The sequence below is a fragment of the Spartinivicinus ruber genome (assembly GCF_011009015.1).
Classification (GTDB): Bacteria; Pseudomonadota; Gammaproteobacteria; order Pseudomonadales; family Zooshikellaceae; genus Spartinivicinus; species Spartinivicinus ruber.
This window is the reverse complement of the sequence record NZ_CP048878.1, coordinates 1,341,991-1,365,209: the sequence shown is the minus strand read 5'-3', so window position 1 is coordinate 1,365,209 and position 23,219 is coordinate 1,341,991. Positions and strand designations below refer to the sequence as shown.

Annotated in this window: 31 protein-coding genes; 2 read left to right on the top strand and 29 right to left on the bottom strand. The window is 41.4% G+C overall.

What is annotated here, in order from left to right; translation table 11 throughout:
- Positions 1–54: 54 nt before the first annotated feature.
- Entirely contained in the window at positions 55–549 is a 495-nt protein-coding gene (locus tag G4Y78_RS06550; RefSeq protein WP_163832268.1) for a DUF4234 domain-containing protein, read from the bottom strand.
- Between the two features lie 406 nt (positions 550–955).
- On the opposite strand from G4Y78_RS06550, the gene G4Y78_RS06545 reads away from it, so the two are divergent.
- Positions 956–1,231, top strand: a complete 276-nt coding sequence (locus tag G4Y78_RS06545; RefSeq protein ID WP_163832267.1) for an RNA recognition motif domain-containing protein — start codon at positions 956–958, stop codon at positions 1,229–1,231.
- Positions 1,232–1,750: 519 nt separating this feature from the next.
- Here the strand turns inward: G4Y78_RS06545 and G4Y78_RS06540 are convergent.
- The 9 genes from G4Y78_RS06540 to G4Y78_RS06505 form a co-directional block, all read right to left on the bottom strand.
- Positions 1,751–2,026, bottom strand: a complete 276-nt coding sequence (locus tag G4Y78_RS06540) for an RNA recognition motif domain-containing protein (RefSeq protein WP_163832266.1) — start codon at positions 2,024–2,026, stop codon at positions 1,751–1,753.
- A gap of 176 nt (positions 2,027–2,202) precedes the next feature.
- Positions 2,203–3,963: a DUF2326 domain-containing protein gene (locus tag G4Y78_RS06535; RefSeq protein WP_163832265.1), complete on the bottom strand. Its 1,761-nt coding sequence runs from the start codon at positions 3,961–3,963 to the stop codon at positions 2,203–2,205.
- The gene (locus G4Y78_RS06530) at positions 3,956–4,189 is read right to left on the bottom strand and encodes a hypothetical protein (protein ID WP_163832264.1); all 234 of its coding nucleotides are present in this window, start codon (positions 4,187–4,189) and stop codon (positions 3,956–3,958) included. The genes G4Y78_RS06535 and G4Y78_RS06530 overlap by 8 nt, the downstream gene beginning before the upstream one ends.
- On the bottom strand, positions 4,186–5,058 hold the full coding sequence (locus tag G4Y78_RS06525) for a hypothetical protein (RefSeq protein WP_163832263.1): 873 nt from the start codon (positions 5,056–5,058) through the stop codon (positions 4,186–4,188). Before G4Y78_RS06525 ends, G4Y78_RS06530 begins: the two co-directional genes overlap by 4 nt.
- Positions 5,059–5,180: 122 nt before the next feature.
- A complete protein-coding gene (locus tag G4Y78_RS06520; protein WP_163832262.1) occupies positions 5,181–5,402 on the bottom strand; it encodes a hypothetical protein in 222 nt (73 codons plus the stop codon).
- A gap of 1,058 nt (positions 5,403–6,460) precedes the next feature.
- Positions 6,461–6,799 (bottom strand): Hsp20/alpha crystallin family protein, encoded by a 339-nt coding sequence (locus G4Y78_RS30760; protein WP_222937654.1) that lies wholly within the window; start codon positions 6,797–6,799, stop codon positions 6,461–6,463.
- Positions 6,800–6,817: 18 nt separating this feature from the next.
- On the bottom strand, positions 6,818–7,006 hold the full coding sequence (locus tag G4Y78_RS30755; protein ID WP_222937653.1) for a hypothetical protein: 189 nt from the start codon (positions 7,004–7,006) through the stop codon (positions 6,818–6,820).
- A 140-nt stretch (positions 7,007–7,146) separates the two neighbouring features.
- A complete protein-coding gene (locus G4Y78_RS06510) occupies positions 7,147–7,734 on the bottom strand; it encodes an Hsp20/alpha crystallin family protein (RefSeq protein ID WP_163832261.1) in 588 nt (195 codons plus the stop codon).
- A gap of 212 nt (positions 7,735–7,946) precedes the next feature.
- On the bottom strand, positions 7,947–8,411 hold the full coding sequence (locus G4Y78_RS06505) for an Hsp20 family protein (protein ID WP_163832260.1): 465 nt from the start codon (positions 8,409–8,411) through the stop codon (positions 7,947–7,949).
- Between the two features lie 424 nt (positions 8,412–8,835).
- Here G4Y78_RS06505 and G4Y78_RS06500 point away from each other — a divergent pair, with 424 nt between their 5' ends.
- A complete protein-coding gene (locus tag G4Y78_RS06500) occupies positions 8,836–9,327 on the top strand; it encodes a hypothetical protein (RefSeq protein ID WP_163832259.1) in 492 nt (163 codons plus the stop codon).
- A 282-nt stretch (positions 9,328–9,609) separates the two neighbouring features.
- Here the strand turns inward: G4Y78_RS06500 and G4Y78_RS06495 are convergent, their stop codons facing one another.
- Genes G4Y78_RS06495 through G4Y78_RS06405 form a run of 19 tightly spaced genes read right to left on the bottom strand, consistent with a single transcriptional unit; the run spans position 9,610 to position 23,191 of the window.
- Positions 9,610–10,560: a hypothetical protein gene (locus G4Y78_RS06495; protein WP_163832258.1), complete on the bottom strand. Its 951-nt coding sequence runs from the start codon at positions 10,558–10,560 to the stop codon at positions 9,610–9,612.
- Complete coding sequence (locus G4Y78_RS06490; protein ID WP_163832257.1) at positions 10,554–11,237, bottom strand: hypothetical protein; 684 nt, start codon at positions 11,235–11,237, stop codon at positions 10,554–10,556. Before G4Y78_RS06490 ends, G4Y78_RS06495 begins: the two co-directional genes overlap by 7 nt.
- Positions 11,179–11,757: a baseplate complex protein gene (locus tag G4Y78_RS06485; protein WP_163832256.1), complete on the bottom strand. Its 579-nt coding sequence runs from the start codon at positions 11,755–11,757 to the stop codon at positions 11,179–11,181. Before G4Y78_RS06485 ends, G4Y78_RS06490 begins: the two co-directional genes overlap by 59 nt.
- The gene (locus G4Y78_RS06480) at positions 11,754–12,632 is read right to left on the bottom strand and encodes a hypothetical protein (protein ID WP_163832255.1); all 879 of its coding nucleotides are present in this window, start codon (positions 12,630–12,632) and stop codon (positions 11,754–11,756) included. The genes G4Y78_RS06485 and G4Y78_RS06480 overlap by 4 nt, the downstream gene beginning before the upstream one ends.
- 2 nt (positions 12,633–12,634) lie before the next feature.
- The gene (locus tag G4Y78_RS06475; RefSeq protein ID WP_163832254.1) at positions 12,635–14,350 is read right to left on the bottom strand and encodes a phage tail protein; all 1,716 of its coding nucleotides are present in this window, start codon (positions 14,348–14,350) and stop codon (positions 12,635–12,637) included.
- A gap of 30 nt (positions 14,351–14,380) precedes the next feature.
- Positions 14,381–14,977, bottom strand: coding sequence for a phage tail protein (locus G4Y78_RS06470; protein ID WP_163832253.1), 597 nt, complete (start codon positions 14,975–14,977; stop codon positions 14,381–14,383).
- Positions 14,970–16,142, bottom strand: coding sequence for a baseplate J/gp47 family protein (locus G4Y78_RS06465; protein ID WP_163832252.1), 1,173 nt, complete (start codon positions 16,140–16,142; stop codon positions 14,970–14,972). The genes G4Y78_RS06470 and G4Y78_RS06465 overlap by 8 nt, the downstream gene beginning before the upstream one ends.
- Positions 16,126–16,452, bottom strand: a complete 327-nt coding sequence (locus G4Y78_RS06460; RefSeq protein WP_163832251.1) for a DUF2590 family protein — start codon at positions 16,450–16,452, stop codon at positions 16,126–16,128. Before G4Y78_RS06460 ends, G4Y78_RS06465 begins: the two co-directional genes overlap by 17 nt.
- Complete coding sequence (locus G4Y78_RS06455) at positions 16,452–18,464, bottom strand: phage tail tape measure protein (protein ID WP_163832250.1); 2,013 nt, start codon at positions 18,462–18,464, stop codon at positions 16,452–16,454. The genes G4Y78_RS06460 and G4Y78_RS06455 overlap by 1 nt, the downstream gene beginning before the upstream one ends.
- A gap of 11 nt (positions 18,465–18,475) precedes the next feature.
- On the bottom strand, positions 18,476–18,616 hold the full coding sequence (locus G4Y78_RS06450) for a DUF6890 family protein (protein WP_408022092.1): 141 nt from the start codon (positions 18,614–18,616) through the stop codon (positions 18,476–18,478).
- A gap of 23 nt (positions 18,617–18,639) precedes the next feature.
- The gene (locus G4Y78_RS06445) at positions 18,640–18,924 is read right to left on the bottom strand and encodes a putative phage tail assembly chaperone (RefSeq protein WP_163832249.1); all 285 of its coding nucleotides are present in this window, start codon (positions 18,922–18,924) and stop codon (positions 18,640–18,642) included.
- On the bottom strand, positions 18,921–19,217 hold the full coding sequence (locus G4Y78_RS06440; RefSeq protein ID WP_163832248.1) for a hypothetical protein: 297 nt from the start codon (positions 19,215–19,217) through the stop codon (positions 18,921–18,923). Before G4Y78_RS06440 ends, G4Y78_RS06445 begins: the two co-directional genes overlap by 4 nt.
- The gene (locus G4Y78_RS06435) at positions 19,204–19,686 is read right to left on the bottom strand and encodes a hypothetical protein (RefSeq protein WP_163832247.1); all 483 of its coding nucleotides are present in this window, start codon (positions 19,684–19,686) and stop codon (positions 19,204–19,206) included. Before G4Y78_RS06435 ends, G4Y78_RS06440 begins: the two co-directional genes overlap by 14 nt.
- 3 nt (positions 19,687–19,689) lie before the next feature.
- Positions 19,690–20,064 carry a D-Ala-D-Ala carboxypeptidase family metallohydrolase gene (locus G4Y78_RS06430; protein WP_163832246.1) on the bottom strand — a complete coding sequence of 125 codons (375 nt, stop codon included), beginning with the start codon at positions 20,062–20,064 and terminating at the stop codon, positions 19,690–19,692.
- Positions 20,065–20,066: 2 nt separating this feature from the next.
- Entirely contained in the window at positions 20,067–20,513 is a 447-nt protein-coding gene (locus G4Y78_RS06425) for a phage protein (protein WP_163832245.1), read from the bottom strand.
- A gap of 3 nt (positions 20,514–20,516) precedes the next feature.
- The gene (locus G4Y78_RS06420; RefSeq protein ID WP_163832244.1) at positions 20,517–21,632 is read right to left on the bottom strand and encodes a DUF2586 domain-containing protein; all 1,116 of its coding nucleotides are present in this window, start codon (positions 21,630–21,632) and stop codon (positions 20,517–20,519) included.
- A gap of 5 nt (positions 21,633–21,637) precedes the next feature.
- On the bottom strand, positions 21,638–22,300 hold the full coding sequence (locus G4Y78_RS06415) for a virion morphogenesis protein (RefSeq protein ID WP_163832243.1): 663 nt from the start codon (positions 22,298–22,300) through the stop codon (positions 21,638–21,640).
- On the bottom strand, positions 22,284–22,736 hold the full coding sequence (locus G4Y78_RS06410) for a phage tail protein (RefSeq protein ID WP_163832242.1): 453 nt from the start codon (positions 22,734–22,736) through the stop codon (positions 22,284–22,286). The genes G4Y78_RS06415 and G4Y78_RS06410 overlap by 17 nt, the downstream gene beginning before the upstream one ends.
- On the bottom strand, positions 22,733–23,191 hold the full coding sequence (locus G4Y78_RS06405; protein WP_163832241.1) for a head completion/stabilization protein: 459 nt from the start codon (positions 23,189–23,191) through the stop codon (positions 22,733–22,735). Before G4Y78_RS06405 ends, G4Y78_RS06410 begins: the two co-directional genes overlap by 4 nt.
- Between the last annotated feature and the right edge of the window lie 28 nt (positions 23,192–23,219).

Here is a 23,219-nt window from a genome sequence, read left to right as displayed (position 1 = left end):
ACCAAAAGATAAAACCCAGCTAAAATTAGCTGGGTTAAGAAGCTATTTTTAAGACTATTTTTCATCAATCATTTGGTTAATCTTGTACTGTAGATAAATAGTGGAGAAGAAAAAGGTTAATATACCGCCTATCCAAAACTTGCTGTCTTTAGATACATTCTCAATAACATGCAATCTATTTCTAATTGTATACAGCCAAATAATTGAAAGAATTACTGCGACTATACTAATTATGTTTTCTACCATGATTACCGAGCTGTCAACTCCTTCTCCGACAGCACCTATATAAATATTCATCAGAAAATTTATTATATATAGCGAAATAGCTGTATTTGTTAACCCAGTTGGAATTTTTTTATTACAAACAGTATTGATTACCTTTGTCCTTTTATACATCCAGATATAGTAATAAATTCCAAGTGTAATTAGTGTTAAAAAAAATACTCCCCATGCACTAAAACGGGGTAACTGAGAAATACCATTATCTTTCGAGGAATCAGCTACTAGATTAGCATTAGGAACTGCATACGGGCTTTGGTCAACACTCATAAAGAACTCCAGGTTATAACTAGCCAGATTAAAGAACTATCGTGCTTAGTAAGCTGGAGCAAGATACTAACAACTGTTTAAATTTTAATCAACACGTAACGCAAAAGTTGGTCGTCGTTTATTTCTATACAGCTTTATCAGGCATATTTTATCTACCAACACAGATTTCAAGAGATATTGCTATAAAACCATGATAGCATCGGGCTTTGACTAAGTTCATTAGTAAGTCCTGGCTTGATAGAAGCTTAGCGAACCTATCCGCTACTTTCTCTTTCCTGAAATTTCAGAACTGTAAATCTTTGCTGTTTCCATGAACCTGTCAATCCTTGTTCTCTATCAAGCAGTTTGTGTGGTTGGCTGCTGGTAGAGTGATTCCTATCAACACACATTATATAGAGAAGCATTCATGAAAATGTACGTTGGCAACCTGTCATACAATGTCACAGCCGAAGATTTAAAAGAAACCTTTTCAGTTTATGGTACCGTAGCAGATGTAACGCTGATTACTGACCGGGATTCTGGCCAGTCTAAAGGCTTTGGCTTTGTGGAAATGGAGAATAACTCGGAAGCGGACGCCGCAATCAAAGGCCTGAATGGTAGTAACTTGCAAGGCCGGGATATGAAAGTGAATCAGGCTCAACCAAAATCTAACAGCCGCCCACAGCGTAGACCTAGGTATTAGTACTTAGAGCTTTAAATTTAATTTGGTGAGGAAGCACTTTTTATCTCACCAAATTGGTCAGATGTTGATTCATCTTTTACACTGATTAGAATAGTTTGAACCTGCTAAAAATTTAAATGAAATCAATACTCTAGGCAGGTCTAAATGTGTAAAGTAGGAGGAATCACCGTCCCCATTATTCACCCCAACGTTACAGCTTAGTCATAAATAACCTTTAAGAATAAATGTTTAAGCTTTTATTGCTACAGGGTTCAATTCCCGCCGCCTCCACCAATTCCACTCACCTTAAATTTCCTAAAATCCCTTTAAAATCAATTACTTATAACATTACCTGAAAACCTTACAGGGTGAGGTTTTGTGTGTAATTGGGGACAATTTTCGCACTCGTTTCGCACTCAAAACCCAAATCAAAGGAAAAGATTTGCTCGTCAGTATGAAAACTTCGTGACAATTTGGTTAATCACTAAAGGCAAAAGTTACACCACTTAATACCTTCAGTGCTTGAAGCTAAATTCGTTATTAATACCTTGGTCTACGTTGTGGACGACTGTTAGATTTTGGCTGAGCTTGATTCACTTTCATATCTCGACCTTGTAGGTTACTACCATTTAGTCCTTTGATCGCCGCATCCGCTTCAGAGTTATTCTCCATTTCAACAAAGCCAAAGCCTTTAGACTGACCAGAATCCCGGTCAGTAATCAGCGTTACATCTGCTACGGCACCATAAGTGGAAAAGGTTTCTTTTAAATCTTCAGCTGTGACATTATATGACAGGTTGCCAACGTACATTTTCATGAATGCTTCTCTATATAATGTGTGTTGATAGGAATCACTCTACCAGCAACCAATCACACAAATTGCTTGATAGAGAAAGTCTTGAACAGGTTTACCTAACAACTAAAGAATGCGATTGAATTGCTTTGAGGTAAGAAATGCCAGCCCCTTATGTCAGAATAGTTGTCGCCTCAATTTCATCCAAACTCTTTGCCTAAAAACATATGATCAGGATTGTCTTCAAGAGTTATTAATGTTTTATCTTCCAATTTAAAGTCCAAATCTATTGAAACGCCTTCACTTTCAGGAAATATGATTTCATCCTCGTTTACAGTAATAATATATTGAGCGCCACCCAATTCACCGAGTTTACTGTTGATGTAATTAAGAAATTTAATTCGTGTTTTGTGTGCTATCGCATGGAAAACACCATCATGAATTAAAAAGCTTGGGAATTCGGTCTTTCTTAAAACAGAAGTGATAAATACAGTGAGATCAAAAGCTAATATTTTGAATCGCCCCTTACCTAAAGAACTACCTCTAGGTACTTCTAGCGATAGCTTGATTGGACTGTTTTGAATTGATTTGAATTCAATATTGAAATACGGACTTACATCTGAACTATCAATATCTACCGAACCTTCTACCAAATCTAGAAATATACTTTTTATTTCATCTACCGTTTGTATGTTTTCATTCTTCTTCGCCACAAGTTTTGCAACTGTAGAGCTAACCAATGATTTCTTGCTGGCAATTGATTCTTCTATATGATCCAATTGCTCAATATAAGAAAACTGACTAGAAAGGTGAGCTTTCTCCTCGATTAGATTAGTATAAGCAGACTTTAGTGCATCAAATGCGGATTTTTCATCTAGCATTTTAAAAATCCTAGATCGCTCTGCTTCAAGTGAAATTAGTTTATTCTTTATCTCGCTCAATTGCCCTTGGTATTGAGCCTCGCGTTCCTTAAGAAATTTTCGTCTATTTGTAGCTATTTCCTTCCTAAACTCAATAACTTCATTGAGACTCTTTCTTATAAAGCTAGAAAACTCAGAATGAATTTCCGAGTAAAATCCAGAAACCTCATCAGGGTCTACATCGACATCAATCTGGAGGCTCTCTTGAATATCTCTGTGCTTGCTTACTAGATATATATACTTTTTATTTAAACCTGATATTTGTTCACTGAGTGCTTGCAGCTTATCTTCGAGGGCGGCGCTATTATCATCGAATTGATAGTTATCCAATCCCTCTTCTAGCTTATCAATTTTCCTTGCAACAGAGTCACACTCGCCTCTAAAGTCCTCTATTGATTTTCCTGTTTGCTCTACTATTTGTTTATTAATGCGCGTTTGATCTGCTCGCAATCTCTTCAATTCAACACTGCTATTGTCAAAATCCCATATAAGACTATTATCAATGCCTAAAATTAAAAAAATATAGGTGAAAAGCTCAGGTTGGCGCTTACCAATAGTAAATTTCAGAACATTCGTTGCATCTCTTTGCAAAAAATTATGGTCATTCTGTACAAAAAACGACATCAGCGTCCTAAACCAAATTGGTTCATATATACCAGCCTGCCCCTTCCCCATTTCTGAGCCTAGTATCAATCTAAGATCACTATCAATGAACTCCTTAGCATCCTCTCCATTTGTTGTGAAAAATACCTTTTTCTTATCCTCAAAGCCTCGTTCAATTGAATATTTCTTACCACCAAGCATGAAGTCGAGCCGAATACGTTCATGCCTCAGAAAATCATACTTTTCTTTAAATAGCTCAGACTTGACACCATCCGCTAAAAGACAGTAATCGATAAGGTTAATTATTGTAGTTTTTCCAATTCCATTGATATCTTTTCCCGATCTTGAATACCTTCCGAGAATTATGTTCAGACCATCCCTAAATACAATATCTTTAAAAAGACCTGATGGCGAAGACAATGCAATGAGCTTAAACATTTTTTAATATCACCCTGTAGTCCTGAACATTCAAACAATCTATAGAGAACAAGAAGGTCAGCCCTTCCATAAACTGATCAGGGGTATAGAACTCATATTTTTTTAGAAACTTCCTCATTAAAGTTTCTAAAATCACTTCGTTTCCAGCTTCAACCAAATCAATAATTTTTGCGGAAACAACTGAAACATGCTGATTTAAATCCATTTCGACATGCGCATTAATCATCTATTAACCTCTGATTTTGGCTTTTTACCAAACAGACACTGTTCAAAAAAATATACCATTACGATGCGCATATTATGACTATAGTAATCATCTATTGACTTACTTTGACACATAATCTTTACAAGCTCATCAAGCCGCTTTTCAAATTTCCCAGACAAGGATGTATAAGTGGACCTTACTTTGTTTCTTATAGCAGCAACATCAGCGTTCGATTTTGACTTGACGACCGTCGATACTATAGGAAAAATGGCCAGCGAGTCTTCATACTCATCCATAAACGTAGCCACGTGTTCCTCACTAACATTTAGTTCGATTTTATCTTGTATATAGGCTGGTTTTTCATAGGGCTCAAAAGGATCATCTTGGGTGCTTATTTGAATTAAGTCTTCAATTACTGTTGAGATCACATCGTTAGATAAGTAATGGTCAGGGATATCTAGCGCTCTAAAAATCGCCGTTTTCACCGTCCACGTCTGCTTACCAATTTTCTGCAACAAACCATCAATACATATAAGAGATGCACCATTCTTAAGCATGTTCACAAACTGTATCATTTGTGCGGTCGATTCCAAATTGGTTACAACCTCCCACTTGCTGTGTGTAGCTTCCCAGTTTTTCGTGTAAGACTCAAAATCTGCTCTAACCTTCCTCTTAAAATCATTCAAGATATATTTTTCTGGAGCATACACTGCCAAAACCGTTTCACCATTTATGATTCCATCCGAACCACCATCGTGCTTCTGCTTTACTCTCTGGAAGTTTCCCTCACCGTAAATGCTAAGATAAATTCTATCCAATGCATCTTGGAAGGCTGTCGCTTTGAGCCCCATAATTTTTGTTTTCAGGACCTCTCGCACAATATTGTCCATAATTTATACTCTGATTTTTTGTAGGAAGTGGACTTAGAACAATGAAGCTCAACTAAACATAACGCCCGCGTAATAGACGCAACCCTTCGAGCGCTCTAATTAACGCGCTTGTTAGCTTTAATTTACGACATGAGTTCACTATAAGGCACCATTTTTTCATGTGTATCCCGAACAGCCACAGGCCACATCTTTGCCATCTTCTTGGCTACAGCCAGATATAGCTCATTCGGGTCGTCTGCTTTTGTACGGTTTACTTCAAAGAACGTTTTAGGCGGAGCACCCAAAGCATTCTGTAGTTTTTTTAAGTCATCGTCATCAAACATCTCGATGTAGCTTGAGTCCATAAGGCACACACCAACTTGTGTGTACTCATCGAGAACAATGGCTTCATCCTTGTGTCAAGAATATCAATGGCAACCCAAAGTCTCAAAGAACTCGATATAGGAATCCTTTGAAATCTCCTCACTAGATATTATTAATGCGTTTTCTGCGCTCATAGTGGTACTAACTATTAATGAGCGTCACTCTGACGCAAAGTACTACGTCGCATTGACGTATAACAATCGAGTATATTTTAACCAAGGCACAAACTTATTACTAGAATAATGTTGATAGGACTCACCCAACTAACTGATTCACATATAATTGTTTGTAAATCAAATAATACTTTGACGTTCATCCATTAACGCTGTATTTATATACAGCATCATTTCACCTTAATAGCTATGTGATGTATGTAGAGGTGATTATGGCATGTCCATTACTTGAGAAAGTAAGAAAAGAAATTAGGGTTAGACACTACAGCCTAAAACTAAAAATGCTACCTATATTGAATACGACAATACTTTTGTTTTCTTAACATAAATAATTTGCACTGAAAATGTATTTTTTTGCTTAAACTAAGATAATTTTTCATTTTGAGAAAACAACAATTAACTCTTAAAGACCTTATACAATAAAGCTTAGCTACTAAGCATTGCCATAACTTCAATTACACAAAACTTTTATGACGCAAAACCCGCAGGTGGGGAGGATGAGTGCTTTTTTCCAGCCTTTTGGATTCTGGTGGCTCTGCCGGCACACTCCCAGGCGCCTGCAGAATGGAAGTGATGATAACCAGTCTCTGACACAAATAAGAAAATAATCTGACATAAGTAAAGGTAGGTGTTAATGAAGTAGTGGGGTAATATTAAAGAAAGAAAAGCAATGAGTTACTAAATACAGATAACAAACTGTAAGACAATACTGAGAACAAGCCCCATCTTGATAACATACATTATCTGCTGTGCTTGGACTGACGACAAGCATAGAGGGCCTTGGAAGCCTGTTAATAATACACATCGGGTCGTGTCTTGTTGCAAGTGAATGCAATTGAACTGCAACAAGCATGACCCAAATACTTTTAACTAGCTTTCTTAATTTCTATTTGTTTAGCCTTTCTATTTGGTAATTCTCTTCTAGGTAATGTAATGGATAAAACACCATTCTTAAATGATGCATTAATTTCTTCAGTGCTTGCATCTTCTGGAATCGCTAAAACCCTTTGAAAACAGCCATAGCTGCGCTCAACTCGGTAATGATGCTCCTCTTTGTCTTCCTTTTCTTGTTTCTTTTCACCACTAATAACGAGTGTATGATCCTTTATTTCAAGTTTAATATCTTTTTCTTCAACACCAGGTACCTCCACGCTAATTAGATATTCTATATCCTTTGCGCTAATATCTACGCTAGGTTTAAACAAACTATTTGGTAGCTTTGACTATCCTTCTGAGAAGCCAGGAAAGCCAACTCCTTTGAACATGTTGTCAAATAGTCGGTCAACTTCTCTATGAAATTGTACCAATGGATTTGCCGTTGGATCATAGATATTACTTGCTTTTAACTGTTTATTTTCCCTCTCTTCTTCATTTTTTAGCCAGTTCCAAGGGATTAAGTCTTTTACATTCATGACATGGTCTCCTTTGACAATTGTTAAATCTATTAAAGCCAAGGCATACTATTAAATATCAGATTTTTTATCCTCCTTATAGGTAAATACTTATACTTTAAAACTGTCATATTTTTACAGTTTATTTTGCTGAAATAGTTTTATGTTTTTTGAATCGTAATAACCACTTTATGATTTTTATTGTCAACCCTCATATTTGTGCTATCTACTGGTTCAAGTAAAGTAACAGACTGAGAAAACTGACTTGTATAAAAAAGCTTACTTTGCTGACTGCTTTCCTGTTGTTTTACTTTACCATTGATAGTTAATATATTGTTCTTTAGCTCTGTGTTAACTTCAATATTCTGGGCTTCTGGAACTGATACAGTGACCCTATATTCAGTATCTGTTTCATCCATTCTGATCTTAGGATTAGAGCTAGAGTAACCAAAGCCCTGCATATTAAAGAAGGACATATCTGGTAACATCACTTGCATCATTTCATCCATACGCTTTTGCAGTGCTGAAAAATTACCAGATGGGTCCCAGCTATCTAACCATGGATCTATATCTTTAGGCCAAGGTGCTGGAAGCGGTTTAATTATGTCACTTGACGCTATAGGGGTATTACCTTCCACAGTTTTAAGCTCTGAGGACAATCTCCATGTAGTAAAGGCTAATACGCCAATGATAGTGATGCACAAACTAATAATTAAGTATAAGAATTTATAGTTTTTTAAGTCGAACACTAGTATCACCTCCTTAAAATCACGATTATTCAAAAACTAATGATGAGTTTTAAGTAGTGCTTACAATGCAAGATTTGAAATACTATTAAAGAGAAATCATTACACTTATCCATCATAGCTAGGTGGGCGAGTAATCACCCACCTTTTATGTGTTAATATTTTACCTCCTTAAAAGAAGACGCTAGACGCTTAAGATTATTATGGCTTTTTACTTAGGCTACTTTTCCCTCCTTTTTTTTATGCTCTAGAACGTTATGGTTCCCCTGACTAATAGGGATAGTTTTTGGTTTCATTGCCTCAGGCACTTCTCTAACCAAACTAATGCTAAGTAACCCATTACTTAGACTGGCATCAGTCACTTCAACATGGTCAGCTAAATTAAATTTTCGTTCAAATGAACGAGTAGCAATTCCTTGATAAAGGAACTTTTTAGATTCATTATTTTTATTTTTTTTGCCACTAACAGTGAGCACTCCTTGCTCTACCTGAATGCTTAACTCACGCTCTTCGAAGCCAGCTACAGCTAGTGTTATACCATAGTGGTTTTCATCAATTGTTTCGATATTATAAGGGGGGTAACCAGTTTGCTCACTGCGAAAAGCTGTGTCAAATACTGATGCTAATTGATCAAACCCTATGCTGCTACGATATAAGGGAGATAAATCTAGTGTAGTCATTTCATATCCTCCATTAGAAGCAATACGAGATCATACAGTCAATTTACAGTTGTAGATTTAAAAGTAACTCCTTTTTTCAATACATATGATGGGTTCTATTTTAAAGAGTTCAACACCCAGATAAATAATTTATTTTAATAAGCAGTTTTTTACATATAAATTATATTTATAAAATTGCAGCTTACTTAGGACTTGACAAAGCCTAAGTCAAAATTAATATTATTTACATCAGCAGGGTGTTTTTGATTACTACCAATACCCTGTACACATTATATACAGAACCATATCTAATCAGCGCTAGTTTTTGTTGATTGTAAGTGGCTTATTAATCATATGAAAATTTACAATCCCTAAATCAAAAAAACTGCTTTTTTATTAAACTTTTATTTACCTTTTAATTATTCATTAATAAAGGAGCATTATTATGTACTTTAAAATTATTGGTTCACGAGTCCAATGCATTCGCGAGCAAGTGAGTAAAGATAATATATTGAGTGAAAAAGTAGTGGCATCATTTGATAGTCATTTAACTCAGGTCGCTCCTCACGTGGCCGCGAAGCTCACTATAAAAGAAATCGAAGAATTGGAACTTTGGCTTAAAGAAAGACAGACTCTTAAGCACAGATCATCTGAATACCATTTGCTAGAGATGTTGCCAGAGATTATATCTGAGGCTAACTTCACTTTATCCAATCTCAGTTATCTTGATAAAAAAACTATTTATAAGCTTAACCATGCAATTGAATCGTTTACCCAAAACCTTAATAGAGTAAACAGTAAGACAGGCATTAGGTTTAATCATCGAGAAACTATGAATAAAAAGCAGGCATTAGTAGATAAAATGAATGAGGTTAAGCGCTATTTTATAGAACCAAATAATGAAAGCTCTTCAAAAGAAGTAAGAACAGGTATTTAACCAGCTCATTACTCTAAAAACTGGTTAACTTTTTGTATAAAAGCTAACCAGTACACCCTTTACAAATCAGTCTCCTAGGGCTTTGCTACAGATAAAGTTTGCTCCTGTAGCAAGTTCTAGGTCACATGCCTATCGTTTGTATTTTTCATTACTAGTGCTTCTTTCACTACTCAAGGCAACAGGTGATGCCTGTCTGCTTTGATATACAGGCTCTTTCTTAGAGATACAGCATAAGTCAAGGTGAAAAGACTCTATTGTTAGACTACTAGATTATTATTTCTCTTAAAGCATTGTTTTAAGATGAGTATTCTGCTGATTAACTGTACCCGCCTGCTGTATCAGGCTATGTTTATTAGTTGGTCCAGCAGGCGTATGGCCATGGGTGGATAAGTCTAAAAACGCTTGCTCAACCACCGCCATAAATTCCGACAGCAGTTGCAACACATTGTCACTTTCATTCCCCAACCAGACTTTGCCTCCGTCTTTGACTTGGGCGATTTGCTTCAGTTTGGCCAGGCTGTGTTTAATCCCGTTGATATGCTCTTGCATATCGTTACCTACGACAGTATGACTATCATTGCCTGTAGCTACCTTTAAATTATCAATAGCGGCTAATTCAGCTGTACCACCGGAATGGAGTTTAAGAGCTCCCATTGCCTCAATGGCTTTGGTGCCGCCAATCGTTTCAGTGCTGTGCTCGGTAACTGTCGTTTGGCTGGTTTGGGCTGTGGTTTCCTGGTGTAGGGTTTCCAGCTGATAACTTAAGCTCTCATCCCTGATACTACTGTCTGAGGTTCGTTCCCAGGCGCCCTTGTGATCGCAACGTTGGTAGCTTGACGGATTAGGCTGCCAACGCTGCTCTTTTTGCTCAAGGTTGGGGAGTGATAAGCCATTCGGTAATAACTGTTGTATGAATGGCTTATTAGGCAGACCATATGCAAACCCGACCACCACCCAAGTACCCACTTCCGGTAAGCCATAAAAGCCTTTTTCCTGGCCTGCTAGTGCCATGGGTACGGTTACACTCGATAATATCGGTAATTTTTTATCCGGCTTGCCTTGTGCGTTTAATACCTCAATATCCACCGCATAGTGAGGCCTAAACTCATCACAGAGACTCCCTTGTTTGGGTAAATCACTGATGGCCACCACCCGACCAAAGCGGGGTAAATGATAATTACCCGCCAGTTCTGGAAATAAACTTAATACAATGCGTTTAATGGCTTCTACCATGATATGACCATTTGATTGTTATTAATTTGGGTTTGTTTTATCCGGCTGCCATCGTCTAATAACACCCCAGGGCGTATTTGGGGTATTGCTGCAATTTGCGCACTGTTATGGGATTGATGGTTAATAAAAAATTGTTCAGGGATTTTTATCGGTTTATCCTGCCAATAACTGTGCTGCCAACTCCCCACATACACCTGTCCATTCCCTTGTTGCTGCCAACAATAATCATCAATAGCAAATGCCTGCGCGATTGAACTCATGGCAAACAGCCCATTATTCAGGCTGTAAAAATAAGGGATTTTAGTAGTGCAGTAGGCTTGTTCAGGAGTAATAAACGTCAGTCGGGTTTGCTGGGCGATTTGGTTTAATACCTCATTTAAATGCACATGCCGTAAACTCATGGGTAACGGGTAATGCAAAATCCCGGTTAATTCCCTGCAGAATAATTGCTGTTGGTGTTTATCCACTGGGGTGATTTTTTCGATATAGCCTACAAATACCTGCTGTAAATTATCACCATAACCCATGGCTATTTTTACTACGGTTTTTGCTGTTAATGGGACTTTAGGCCGTACCACAAAGGTGGCACGACCAGGGGTATTTAAGGCTAAGCGGATATCATGCCGCACTAGCGGTATTATCTGCTGATTGATCATCAGCTGGCTGTTCAGTTTCACGGGGGCCTATTTGCTCGTCTATTTGTTTTAACAGCTGCTCAAACTCGGTTAATGCCGGTTCGTTGCTTGCTTGATTATCTGACCCAATAGGCTGGCCATCGGCTTGCTGTTTTTTTGGGTCTTTTTTCGGTTGGCGTTGCTCAACCTTTTCCGGTACAGAGCGGTATTCCGCTAAGGTAAATTGCACCTGCCATAAGCGTTTATCGGCGGATTCTCGCGCACTCAAATTGTCGTTAAACTGCACCTGGCGGATATTCATCGCTTTCGCGGTATTATCCACCAGCGTGTAAACCGTTTGTTTACCGGCTTTATCCACACCCTCGGCTAACTCAATCAACCGGGTTAATTGCTCGGGCTGGCTTTGTTTGATCTGCAGCGACACGGTTAGGGTTTTGGGTTTAAACCCTTTATGGGCACGATCGGTGGCGCTACTGGCACCACTTAATTCTTCATTGCTGATCCGTAACCCCCCCACCACCTGCAGGTTGCTACCTTGGACCTGATAGTCACCAATCATCATAAGTTAAAGGTTTCCTTGAGCGTGTGTAAGGCGTCTGCCGTACCCGAGAGTAAGACACCCGCCGTTAATACCTGGTCATGACCCGGCGCGTTCAGTTGGGTTAACTGCTGGCTGATATTTCCCGCCAAATACTGCCCTACTACATTTTGTAGTGCTTGGGTGGTTTGTTGCCAATCGACATACAACTGATTGAGGTATTGGCGTTTTTTATTAATCAGCTCGGTTAAGATGGCTTTCGGTGATTGATCATCGGCCATCGCTTCTATCGCTGCCTGAGTTGCTCCCAGTTGCTTTAAATAATTTTGTGGGCTTTGCCACTGGGTCAATTGCAATTGTCGCCAATACGGCATCTGGGGTGCTTTGGGCTGCTCCCATTTAGTCGTTTCCAACTCAATTAACGCTTTTACCCGCCGGGTCAGTTGTTGCAACTCCGGTACTGGCATCACCTGATTAAATGCCGTTAGGGTTTGATAGAACGGCGTTAAATGCGAGGCGGTGATTAATACCACAATTGCTGCCTGGTTGTTGTGTGGCTGCTGCTGGTCCCGTTGATCCTGGTATTTTTGCTGCAACGCTTTAATCGCATTGGGTGCCGATAAATACCGGTGGTGTCCCTCCCCTTCACCTACCGTATGTTGGTAAGGGTGCACAACACAACAATGGATATTGTTCTGTAAATGTTTATTAAAATCGACTCTTAAGTCCAAAATAGTCTGAGCGGAAGCTTTATTTTTATTTTCAATATAATTATCGTGTAAGAGCATTACTTTAGAGGCCGACGCCTGTAATGGGGCGTTGGCCTTTACTATTACTGATGCTTGTTTTTCTTTTACATTTCCCAGCGTGGGTGGGGTTTTAATATGGATAGCCTTCATGATTAAAACACTTCAAATACGATTGAAGCACTTTCAATATTTGCATAATCCAGTGGTAACCCTTTTTGAACGTCTTCAGTCGTTAAACGCTTTATTCCCATCGAAAAAAGCTCTTCATCACCATCAATCGTATTGCCTGGTTGAATTTTTTTCACATATTCGCTTTGATGGTTTTGCATATACAGCAAGTCATCAATGATATCGCCGGTTAATGTACTAATACTGACTTCACCGTTACTATTATTGCTTGTCAACCAAAATTCATCATCACTATCTAATTCAACATTCATGTTGTCACCATGATTGTTTCCTCTCATGGTAAATAATGCAGTATGTGCTTTATCAACTGATTTAAACAAAACATTTCCCTGCTGCAGTTGATTTCTAATTGTGACTAATAAACGAAAAGAACGATCACGATAACCTAGCGGCAACCATAGCGTACCATTGCCGGAAATTTTTGGACGATATAAACGTTTAGTAGCGATAATGGAAGGGTAATAATCACCGGCCTCAATTTTTCCTAACAACACATCGTCATAGGTGGTATCAAAGGATAAGTCATATTCAACCAAACTATTGGGATTATAGGGAGTATCATTTAAATCCTTTAAATCAAACCCACCTAGTGGCGACCATCGCAAATGATAGGTTTTATCTGAATCAATAAAAAACTGTCTCTGATTTTCAGAATAACCTGACGTATTAAAATCCTGCCAACCCCGCCAACGAATCACCTGATTTTTCACAATAGTGAGTTGTTGATGCTCAATAATGACCGCTAACCGATTCGTGGGGGTTAACACTTCCGGCATTATAGGTAATTGTAATGCCAAGGCTTTGGTTAAATACTGGTTATGGGGATTATCACTAATAAAATGCTCGGCAAAACCGTCCGTGACTCGTCGTGTGTCAATCACTTCCCCTTGGCTATTAATCTCCGCGAGTTTGGCTACCCAGTGTGGGCGTTCAAATCGGTCAACATAATCCGATAATTCAGCCACGACATTAAACGCCACTACCGTTTCAATATTACTGGTGACACTGCCTTGTTGGCATACATCCACCCAAATGGCAGAGGGCTGTTCGGTGACTTTAATTAAATGTTTTTCGGTGGTAACCCGAACACCACCCACATAGCCGACACCCGCCGTAATTAAATAGTGGGCATCCTGTCGAATGACTTTAAAGCCGTCACTAAAAAATACGTCATGACCGTATAAATCCAGATTGGCCAACCGTTGTCGTTCATCAATGCCATTGAGTCGAGCACTGAAATCAATTTGCCAGGTGTCGGCGTTAACATCGATTTGGGTAATATCCTGAGCACCACTAAACGCCAACATAAAATTACGGGTTAAACTGTTTCCCGCTTGGCTACCCTGGGTTTTGCGTTTCCACTGTTTCGGTACATAACTGACGGCGACTAAAGTATTATCCTCTGCCACCAAACCCAACCAGTTAAATTCAAAGTCACCAATACGGGTGTCCATCACTAACGAATACACCACCGCATTCGGATTAATAAACCCGGCTTGCGTCACTGGGGCTTGGTATTGAATTAAATCATCACTCGGCAACAGCTCGTGCCGGTTCTCTGGGTCGGTATCAGTTAAATCCGGCACATTGGCCAACACAAAGTGTTTAATAATTAAAGGGCTTTGCATCCCTTGTTTTTCAGCGATAAGCCGTTCACCGGCATGGGTAATGACAGGCATATTATTTTCCTTTTATTTCTGAATTTTTCTTTATAACTGAGCACATAACACTTGTTGTGAGTGGTCTAGTAATTGACTTTGGCCGTATAAATGGGCGGTATTATGTAATTGTGCAACTTGGGTCACCTGGTCATGACTAAATTCATTAACGCCAATAAATAACTTCACTGGGGTAATGGTGCTAAACACATAACGCCGACAGGTGCGGCCATACATCTGTAAAATAATGCTGAGTAATTCGGGGTGTTGGGCGAGCTGACTATCAGATAATTTTAAGGTGATAATGTCCCAATCTAATCCCGGGGTACGTTCATCTACCTCACAATAGCCCACGCCTAACCGTTCGAGTATCCGTTTAACCCCAGCCGTTGAACCGGCATCGACATTATTAATAAAGGCATACTGCACCCGCTTTCGAAATAGGCTTAAGGGCTCGCCTTTAAACCGGCTAATATCCCGTTGCCAGGCGAGTAAATTTAAAACCCCTTCGCTGCAGGTGGATGGGTCTAATTGCGATAAAGGCCAACGTAACCAGCTTTCCACCTCACCATAAAACTGTTCACATATGCGGGTTAATTTATTTAACTCTGATCCACCTAACCAAAAGGGTAACTTTAATTTAATCATGCAGCATCACCGTCAATGTCTTGATTTGCGGTAACCATAACTCGCTGACAATATCGGTATTCTCAAACTGTAACGAATCAATCTCACTAAATTGTCGGTGTAACTCCTGGGTGAGTTTGGAAAAACTAAACCGGCTGCGTGGGCTGACTTGGGTAGGTTGATAATTATCGGTGGTGCTTTCCCGAAAAGCCGTTTTAATAAAGTGTTCAATATTGGTTTTTAATTGCTGTTTATTGTCTTCTGTTAAAAATGGGTTAGGCCACACATTCAATGTAATGTCGAATGATTTTTCCGGTAGGGCAAATACCTGCAGGTCATCCCCATGACCGTGATTACCTTCCGCCTGAATATACTGATTTATTTTTTCTAGGTACTCATCTGCAGGGGCATCGGCCGCAAATAAAATAAAGGCATTCGCGGTGCCCGGCCCCCGGGGTGCGTTATGCTCAAAATAAATATGGCGGCTATCAATCCCCGCAAACTGCGCAATTAAGCTGCGGTAGACACTATCCGTATGCCACTGATTGACCGCCCCAAATTGATTACGGGCCCGCCAGCGTAACGCCTCGTCGGCTTCTTCATCAGCACCGGGTGTCGTCAACCACCCGTCAGGGTTCGTCACCTGGATTATGCCATTAATTGGCTCGGGTAAAATCGCATAATAACCCGGTGCCAGGTTAAAGGCTTTACCGGCTTGTGTCGCTTTTACTGGCGCTGTAGCGATTAACTCACCCGCTGCAAAGGTAGTTTCTGTCGTGGTTCTGACTTCATACACGGTGCCATTAATGGCCACCGATTGAATGGCCATATTCGCGGGAATTGTCACCGCTAAATCGCTACTGGCTCGGTGAAATTCGATTATGCCTTCAGCTTGTGTCGCGGGTTTACGTTCAACGTGTACCGCCCAGGCTAATAAATCCAAATAGCGGCCTCGGGCCGTTTGTAAAAACGCATTCGGTAACACCTGGTCAATCAGTAAATCCATTAACCACAACACTGGTCGAATGACTAACGCGGTAATAATCCGCCAGAATGGCGAATAGCGACTGTCATTACTGAGTTGACTACCCTGTTCTTTCGCCAGTTGTTTAAACCGGCTTTTTAATTGGGTTTCCTCAGTGGGTATATTGGCATCCGCCACCAGGCGTTTAAACAGCGAGCGCATTCTGAATTTCCACAGGACCGTAGTCGTAAGTATCCGCCGTCAATAAATAACGGCCTTGGCGGGATTCATGAAAAATAATGGTGCCGGGTATTAATCGCTCGTCGTCTTCTACCAGTAAGGTGAGTTCCTGAATCAGCCGTTGGCGTTGTTCCGGGTGGCGCTCGCCGATCATGTCCACTAATAAACCGCTTTCCCGGATCGCATGTTGAATATCTTGGGCAATACTGGCTCGGTCACTGGTTAATTGTGGTTCACCGGCTATAGTTAACACCAGATCATTTTCATTAATTAATAAATCGATATAGTCCATTAGGGCGCTTCCATTTCAATTTGGTTGTGTAAAAACTGACTGTCGACGGTTTGGGTGTAAATATGGTTGGTTTGATAATTATTTTGGTTATGCTGCTGATTGTTATTAATAGTTTTTAATAACCCGCCTGTCGGTACCTGGGATTGTATCGGGCGTTTTAAGCTGGCAATGTTTGGCTTTAAGGCTTCTTTATCAATTTCAATATTAATCCCGGGGATCCTATTAATTTTATCGATCACCCAATCCACAATGCTGGCTAAAAACTCAAACACACCCACGTCAGCAAAGGTTTTTTTCAGGTGTTCCCACCAGTCGCCGAGTCCTTGAATCGCTTTAATCACTAATCCGAGTAATGGATTAAATAACGAAAAGATTTTTAGTATTGCTTCAAAAGGGCCAACCTCTGCCAGGTAATGGGTAAATTGTTGCCATAAGGTGGATAGCCAATGAAAACCCTGGGCCACCAATCCCAGTACCGGATTAAAAAACGAAAACACCTGCATTAGCATTTGAAAAACGCTGGTATCCGATAAATAACTGACAACATTTTGCCAGCTCGCTTTTAACCAGTCCCAAGCATCCCCCACTAAATACAGGTGATCCACCAACCAGATAAAGGCTTCCACAATTAACCCCACTGGCAATGGTAAAAAACTCAAAGCATCGGCGACACTGCGCAAGGTGTCTTTAAATCCATCCCAATTAAAGAGCAGTTGGTAAATGATATAGGCAAGCCCGGCTAAAGCAGCCAGCACCCAAGTAATCGGATTGGTTAAGACGACAAAAGACCCAAAGGCTAAACCAGCCGTAAGCGTTAATAGCGACATCACCGCAATCAGCCCCATTAACCCTAAAAAGAAATACCCCACCCAGCGGGTAAGGTTGGGAAATAATTGGGTCCAGCGTTGCAGGGTAAATCCCATATCTGCCAGGGTATCCACTAAGGGATTAATCACCGGTAATAACGCCGAACCAAAGCCAATCCTGACCACATCCACCGCCGCGCCTAACCGTTCCCAGGCATCCACTTGGGCGCGGGCCATGGCTAAGGCGGTGTCCATCCCTTTAATATCTCCCAGCTTATTAATACTGCTACGCAAGCCGTCTACGTCATTACTGAGAGACACAATAAATTTAGTGGCTAAATCGGTACCAAAGGCTTTGGTTAAATCCGCCTGATCCACCAGACTTAATTCACCGTATTTGGCTTTGATCTTGTCCAGCACCTCCACAACAGGTAATGCCATGCCCGCCGCATCGGTAAACTGTAAGCCTAATGCAGATTCCGCTTTGGATAATCCCGCTAAAAAGGCGTTGTATTGGGTACCCGCTTCTGAGCCGGAAAGACTGGATTGCAGGGTGCCGAGGATCGCCATTTGCTCATTCATGGACACACCGACCGCTGTTGCCCCCGCACCCAAGGAACTAAACGCGGATGACATTTCACTGCCGGTGGTTTTAAACATTTGTACCGCACTGGCCGTTTGTCCGGCGACCCTTTCCACCCAGTCAGCATTGCCCATCACGGCCGCTTGCTGTTTAAAAATACCGTACATTGTGCCCATGTAGCTGGTAATGGTGGCCGTATCCGCTTTGGTGGCCGCCGCTAAAATACCACTGGCTTTGGTAAAATCCCCTAATTCCTGACCAGTTAAGCCACTGATCGCCGATTGAATGTCATAACTCGCCCGCACAAAATCCGCCGCTGACTTGCCGTATTCCACCGCAAAATCCATGGCCGTATTTTTTAATTGCAGCAAGTCTGCTTCGACGACACCGAGCGAACGCACTTCACCCATCGCCCGATCCATATCAATGGCCGGTTCCAATGCGGCTTTAATCGCATAACCGGCACCGATTAAACCGGCTACCCCCATGCCAATCATGCCAAACGCACGGCTAGCGCCATCCGTCAGTTGATTGATTTGGTTTTGTATGCCGGCAATCGGTGACGTTAAATGATTCGTCAGCGAGATAATAAAATGTAAATGCCCAGTGGCCGTGCTGGTCATAATTAAATTGATTAACCCTTAAATGCTTGACTGATGCCATTGGCAACCGCGATTTGCATATGCTCCCAATATTGCTGTTCAAAAAATAAAGCGGCACCCATGGTGTCGGCGGTGACGGGCTGGTGTGGAAAATGTTTTTTCGCCAGCCACATCAGTTGCAATAAAGAATTCTCCTTTAATTGCTCGCCGACGGCCTCACTGGCTTTACCACAATATTTAACTGCGGTACGTATTGCTCCATTAGCGCGCTCGCAATTTGCGGGGCTACACTGGGATGGGCCAATAATTCTTTTAGCGCGGGTTTATCGTCCTTCGAAACCGTTTGCATACAAAAGTTATAAGCCGGTGCAATTTTATTTTTTTCGCTGAATTTATTAATAAAACTACTGTAATCATCGACCGTAATCGTAAAGGTAAACGCTTGGTCGCCGACTTCGACAGTAAAAGTGTTATTGCTCATGGTTCTTTTTTTCCTTTGTTTAATAAGATAATAAAATCCAGGCGCTTGTTGATATCATCAAACCGTTGGGTCATTGCCTCAAATTTATTATCGATTTTGGTTTCTAGTCGCTTGATGGTGGATTTTTTAGCAAACTCTTCGGTAATCCAGGTTTTTTGATTAAACAACGCCCGCTCATTACTGAGGATTTTGTTGTAAATATAAATATTCCAACCAATCAAATTGGTAAAAAACAAACTGACTAACGTCAGAGAGAGCTTATGCCGTAACTCAGGATGGTTATCGAATAGCATTCCGTGTTACCTGCTTTAGTAAGGGCATGACATTTTTCATGGCCCGTTCACCAAACAAGAAACCCAGCACTAACACATTAATAACGGTTAAGGCGGTTTCTTGTTGTTCGCTCAGCTGCCAAGAGGCAAACCAACACCAATCCAGGTACAACGTGGCAAAACCCCATATGGGTCGCTGAGCACCGCGCAGAAATAACAACACCCGACCAACAACAGGCAACGCCAATAAATCACTGGCCGTGCCTTCTAACTGGCTAATCCGTTGGGTTAATTGTTTTTCTGCTTGATTAATCAGTTTTTGAGTTTGGTTTTCATGTTCGATTTGTAGTTTTCGGCACGCTATTTTAAATTGCATTTGCTGCTCCGGCGATAAGTCCGGCGGAAAATACGTTTTCGCTACATCAATAATTTTATCGACTAAGCCGCTACCGGTTACCGATATAAATTTTTCCCATAATTTATTGAGCATTGTTTAATAACTCCATATCCAAGGCCGGGGCCGTGTATGAGTAGCAGGCGCCCTATCCAAATGAATAAAACGAGTCCTGCCTTTTTGATTAATCCCAACACCAGTAAACCCCAGCTGCAGCGCCAGACGTAAAATAATTAATGCGTGTTCTCCCCGACAAGCAATATCCACCGCACACCCTAATTGATGAGCACCTGGGGTGGCCTTATTTTTTTCGACGGGATGATGAGCACAACGGTAGCCACTGGTTACCGGTAGCGGAAAATTGCACGCCTCACGTAGCTGTATTAATGACTGCATAAATGCCGGTTGCATGTGCTGTTGTCCGCAACCACAACGACAAGTTAATTCCTGGTCGGTAAAATAACGGTAAGCCATGGTTACACCAGATTCTCCGTTTCATCCGGGCGTAAATAGGAGAGGCCATTAATTTTTATAAAATCCGGGCTGGTGACATCGTAGGGTAATTTAATTAAGGATTTTTCACCGCCTTTGCTATCAATATCCAATAAATTAGTGATTTTAATTAAACACCCAAAGGCTTCGACCCGTAATTCTTCCTCACCCGCCTTGGCAAAATACACCATGTCGAATGGTTCTAATCCCCTAAAACTCCCTGCTTGGCTAGCCGCATCCAACACTAACTTAAAATTTGCTGCATCCAGTTCGATTTCCCCAGTCGCCGACACATCCCCATCGACATAGCCATTCGGTACCCCACGGTTATAGACGGGTGAACGGTTATCGGTAATATCCAGTGAGGCCTTTTCCACATGCACCATGAAGTCGCCTAAGCTGACATCAAAACTTTTTCCAGAAATACGCATAGGTTATTTTTCCTTTTCGGTTGATAAATCCAAGGCAATATTGACGGTGATGGATTTCGGCGAGTTATACGGCTGTAGACTTAAATAAATCTCCACATCGGTTTTATTTTTCCAGAGGATTTCAATATCACTGTCTTTCGGGGGATGAATGGCCGCCGGAAATACCCGGTCCATAAAATTTACTGAGCGACTCATTTCCCGCAGCGGTTTCATAAAATAATTTTTATTAAAAGCAATCGACGCGGCAGTGCTGTTTAATAATCGGTTGGCAATGCGACTAATCGCCAGGAGTCGTATGGCTCGGGCCGCCTTATCCACAATCCGCACATGCTCGATAACCTGATAATCACCGCCGGGCTGTTCCAACATATTGGCATCACCCCAATAGGTGCCGGGGTAATCGGGATACGTTTGAGGAACTGAGAGGCGTACTTTATCCAGCTCTGCAATAATCGCACTGGGGAGTCGTTGACTTTCTTTATCGCCTGGGGTAGGCCCTAACGTAATTAACGGCCCAGTTGCCACCCGCATAGGACTATCAGCAATACTGACCTTGCTGTCGCATAATCGACCCGCTAACACACCCACGTTATTGCCGTGTAATTGCGGCACCACACACACCCGAGGGGCGGCCACTTCATTCACTAATTGTTTTTGCGCTAATAAATAATCGGACCAGCTTTGTTCGGGAGCAATACCCGGTGTGGTGGCAATAAAAATCACCCGTCGTCCATGTTTATTAATGGCACTTAATGAAGCCGCGTGCATCGCCTGCAGGTCCGTGTTGCTAGTAATGGGGCTGGTGATCACCACCGCTTCCGGTGATACATCTTCAGCCATCGCTTGTTTAAAAGCATCCTGCCAACTAGTCGCTTCATCCAGTGCAATGGCATAAGCCGACCAGTGTTGCCCGCCATTGGCTTGGGCCGCTGTTAATTGGGTTTTTAAATCGGAAATGCCCTCACCCAATAATTGATCAAGATCAGTTTGGGTATTAAGGCTTAATACCTCGCCGTGTTTTTTGGGGGCAGGACCCATAAATAAAAACGTCCGCTCAATCGCGGTAATGGGTCCCTGATAGAGATTTAAATTGTTAACCGTGACCCGTCCCAGTGCCATGGTGATTACCTCATTGCTTGCATTAATTGGTGTAATTGCTGGTCAAGAATTTGATTAATTTCGTTGTCGGTGGCACCTAAAAAAGGCCGTGCTTCCAAAGGAATCCGCCACCGGGATTGCTGCGGTTTATTTAATAATTCCCGCAATATGGCCCCTGCCATACCAAAGGTTAAATGCTGCTTAATCCAATTTTGCGTGGGCCGTTTTCGACCATTGCCACTGGCACGCTTAATGGTAAAGCCATGTTGAATTAATGCCCTGGCCATCCCTTTGGTACAAGGGCCGTCATAGGTCGCCCGGGAAATGCGCGGCAGATCGTTTTTACTGACGGGCTGGCTCAAGCCTTCTTGTTGCCGTTTGGCAATGTTGGCTGTGAGTGCATTTTGCCAACCAATCACCGCTTGTCGGCTATCCGCCGTTACCCCCATTTTACGCCCTAATCCCCGCAACATTTTTTTGCGATTCCGGCGATCTTTCCGGGCAGCCATCCCCTGGCCGGATAATGTTTTTTGTAACCGAATCCGCTGGCGACTGTTTTTTTGTACGGCTTTTCCGGCTTTCCACAACAATTGGCGTTGTTTGTTGGGCGGCAGCTGTAACACCGCTAATTGCTGGCGAATACTCAGCCCGTTGTGCTGCACTTGAATAGGATTAACGGGTGCTGCCATCGGTTACCTCTCCGGTTTCAGCAACCCATAAATCATAATCGCCGGTGTCATAACGTTGATGATCATAATTAATCGGGCCGTGTTCGGTTTCCACTAAATACACCGGCTCACAAAATTCGATACTGAGCTGAATATCAGCGGTGTGATTATCCGTCGGATCATAATCAAACTGGGGCTGCCCTACGGCTTGATTATTTCGCGCTGTATCCTGCTCGGCTAACCAGGCACTGATAATCGCGACCAGCGCCGTATAACTGACTTTGACCTGATCCATTTCAAAGATGGCATCATAAGTCACTTGGCTAATTTCCAGCCCTTTTTCACCGGGTTTACTAATAATATCAATCCGGTTATTTTCCGGGTAAGCCACAAGTTTTTCTGGTGTGACCACCTGTAGCTGAATTAAATAGTTTTTTAAGGCCGTGAGTTTTTTCATAATAACTCTGCCGTTATAAATGACTGGCCTTGTAACTGACACAAGGAGCGTTGCGAAATGGCTAACCAAAAGTCGTAAGTGTCTTCATTGGTTTTGGCCACATGCTCGGCTTTTTCACTGGTAAAAATCACCTGGTATTGTTTTAACACATGGGCTTTCGCTAAACTCATGACGGCCCGTTGGTATAAAAACACGTCCCGGTGTTGACCATTTAAATCGGGGCTAGGTCGTTCAGCGAGGGTTTTATATCCCTTTTTTATTAATTGATTTTTAAACGCTTCCAGCTGACCATTAATTGTAATGACGGCTTGAATTAATTCGCTCTCAATTAAATCCTCAGTGTATTCATGCAACCGGTAATGTTGTTGAAATTCCCCTACCGATACCGTCGGGTAAAATGCCTCGCTGGTGATCACGGCGGTGGCGGGTTGATATAAACTGTCTCGAATACTCATAATCTGTTTTGTATCTTCGAATTAGGCG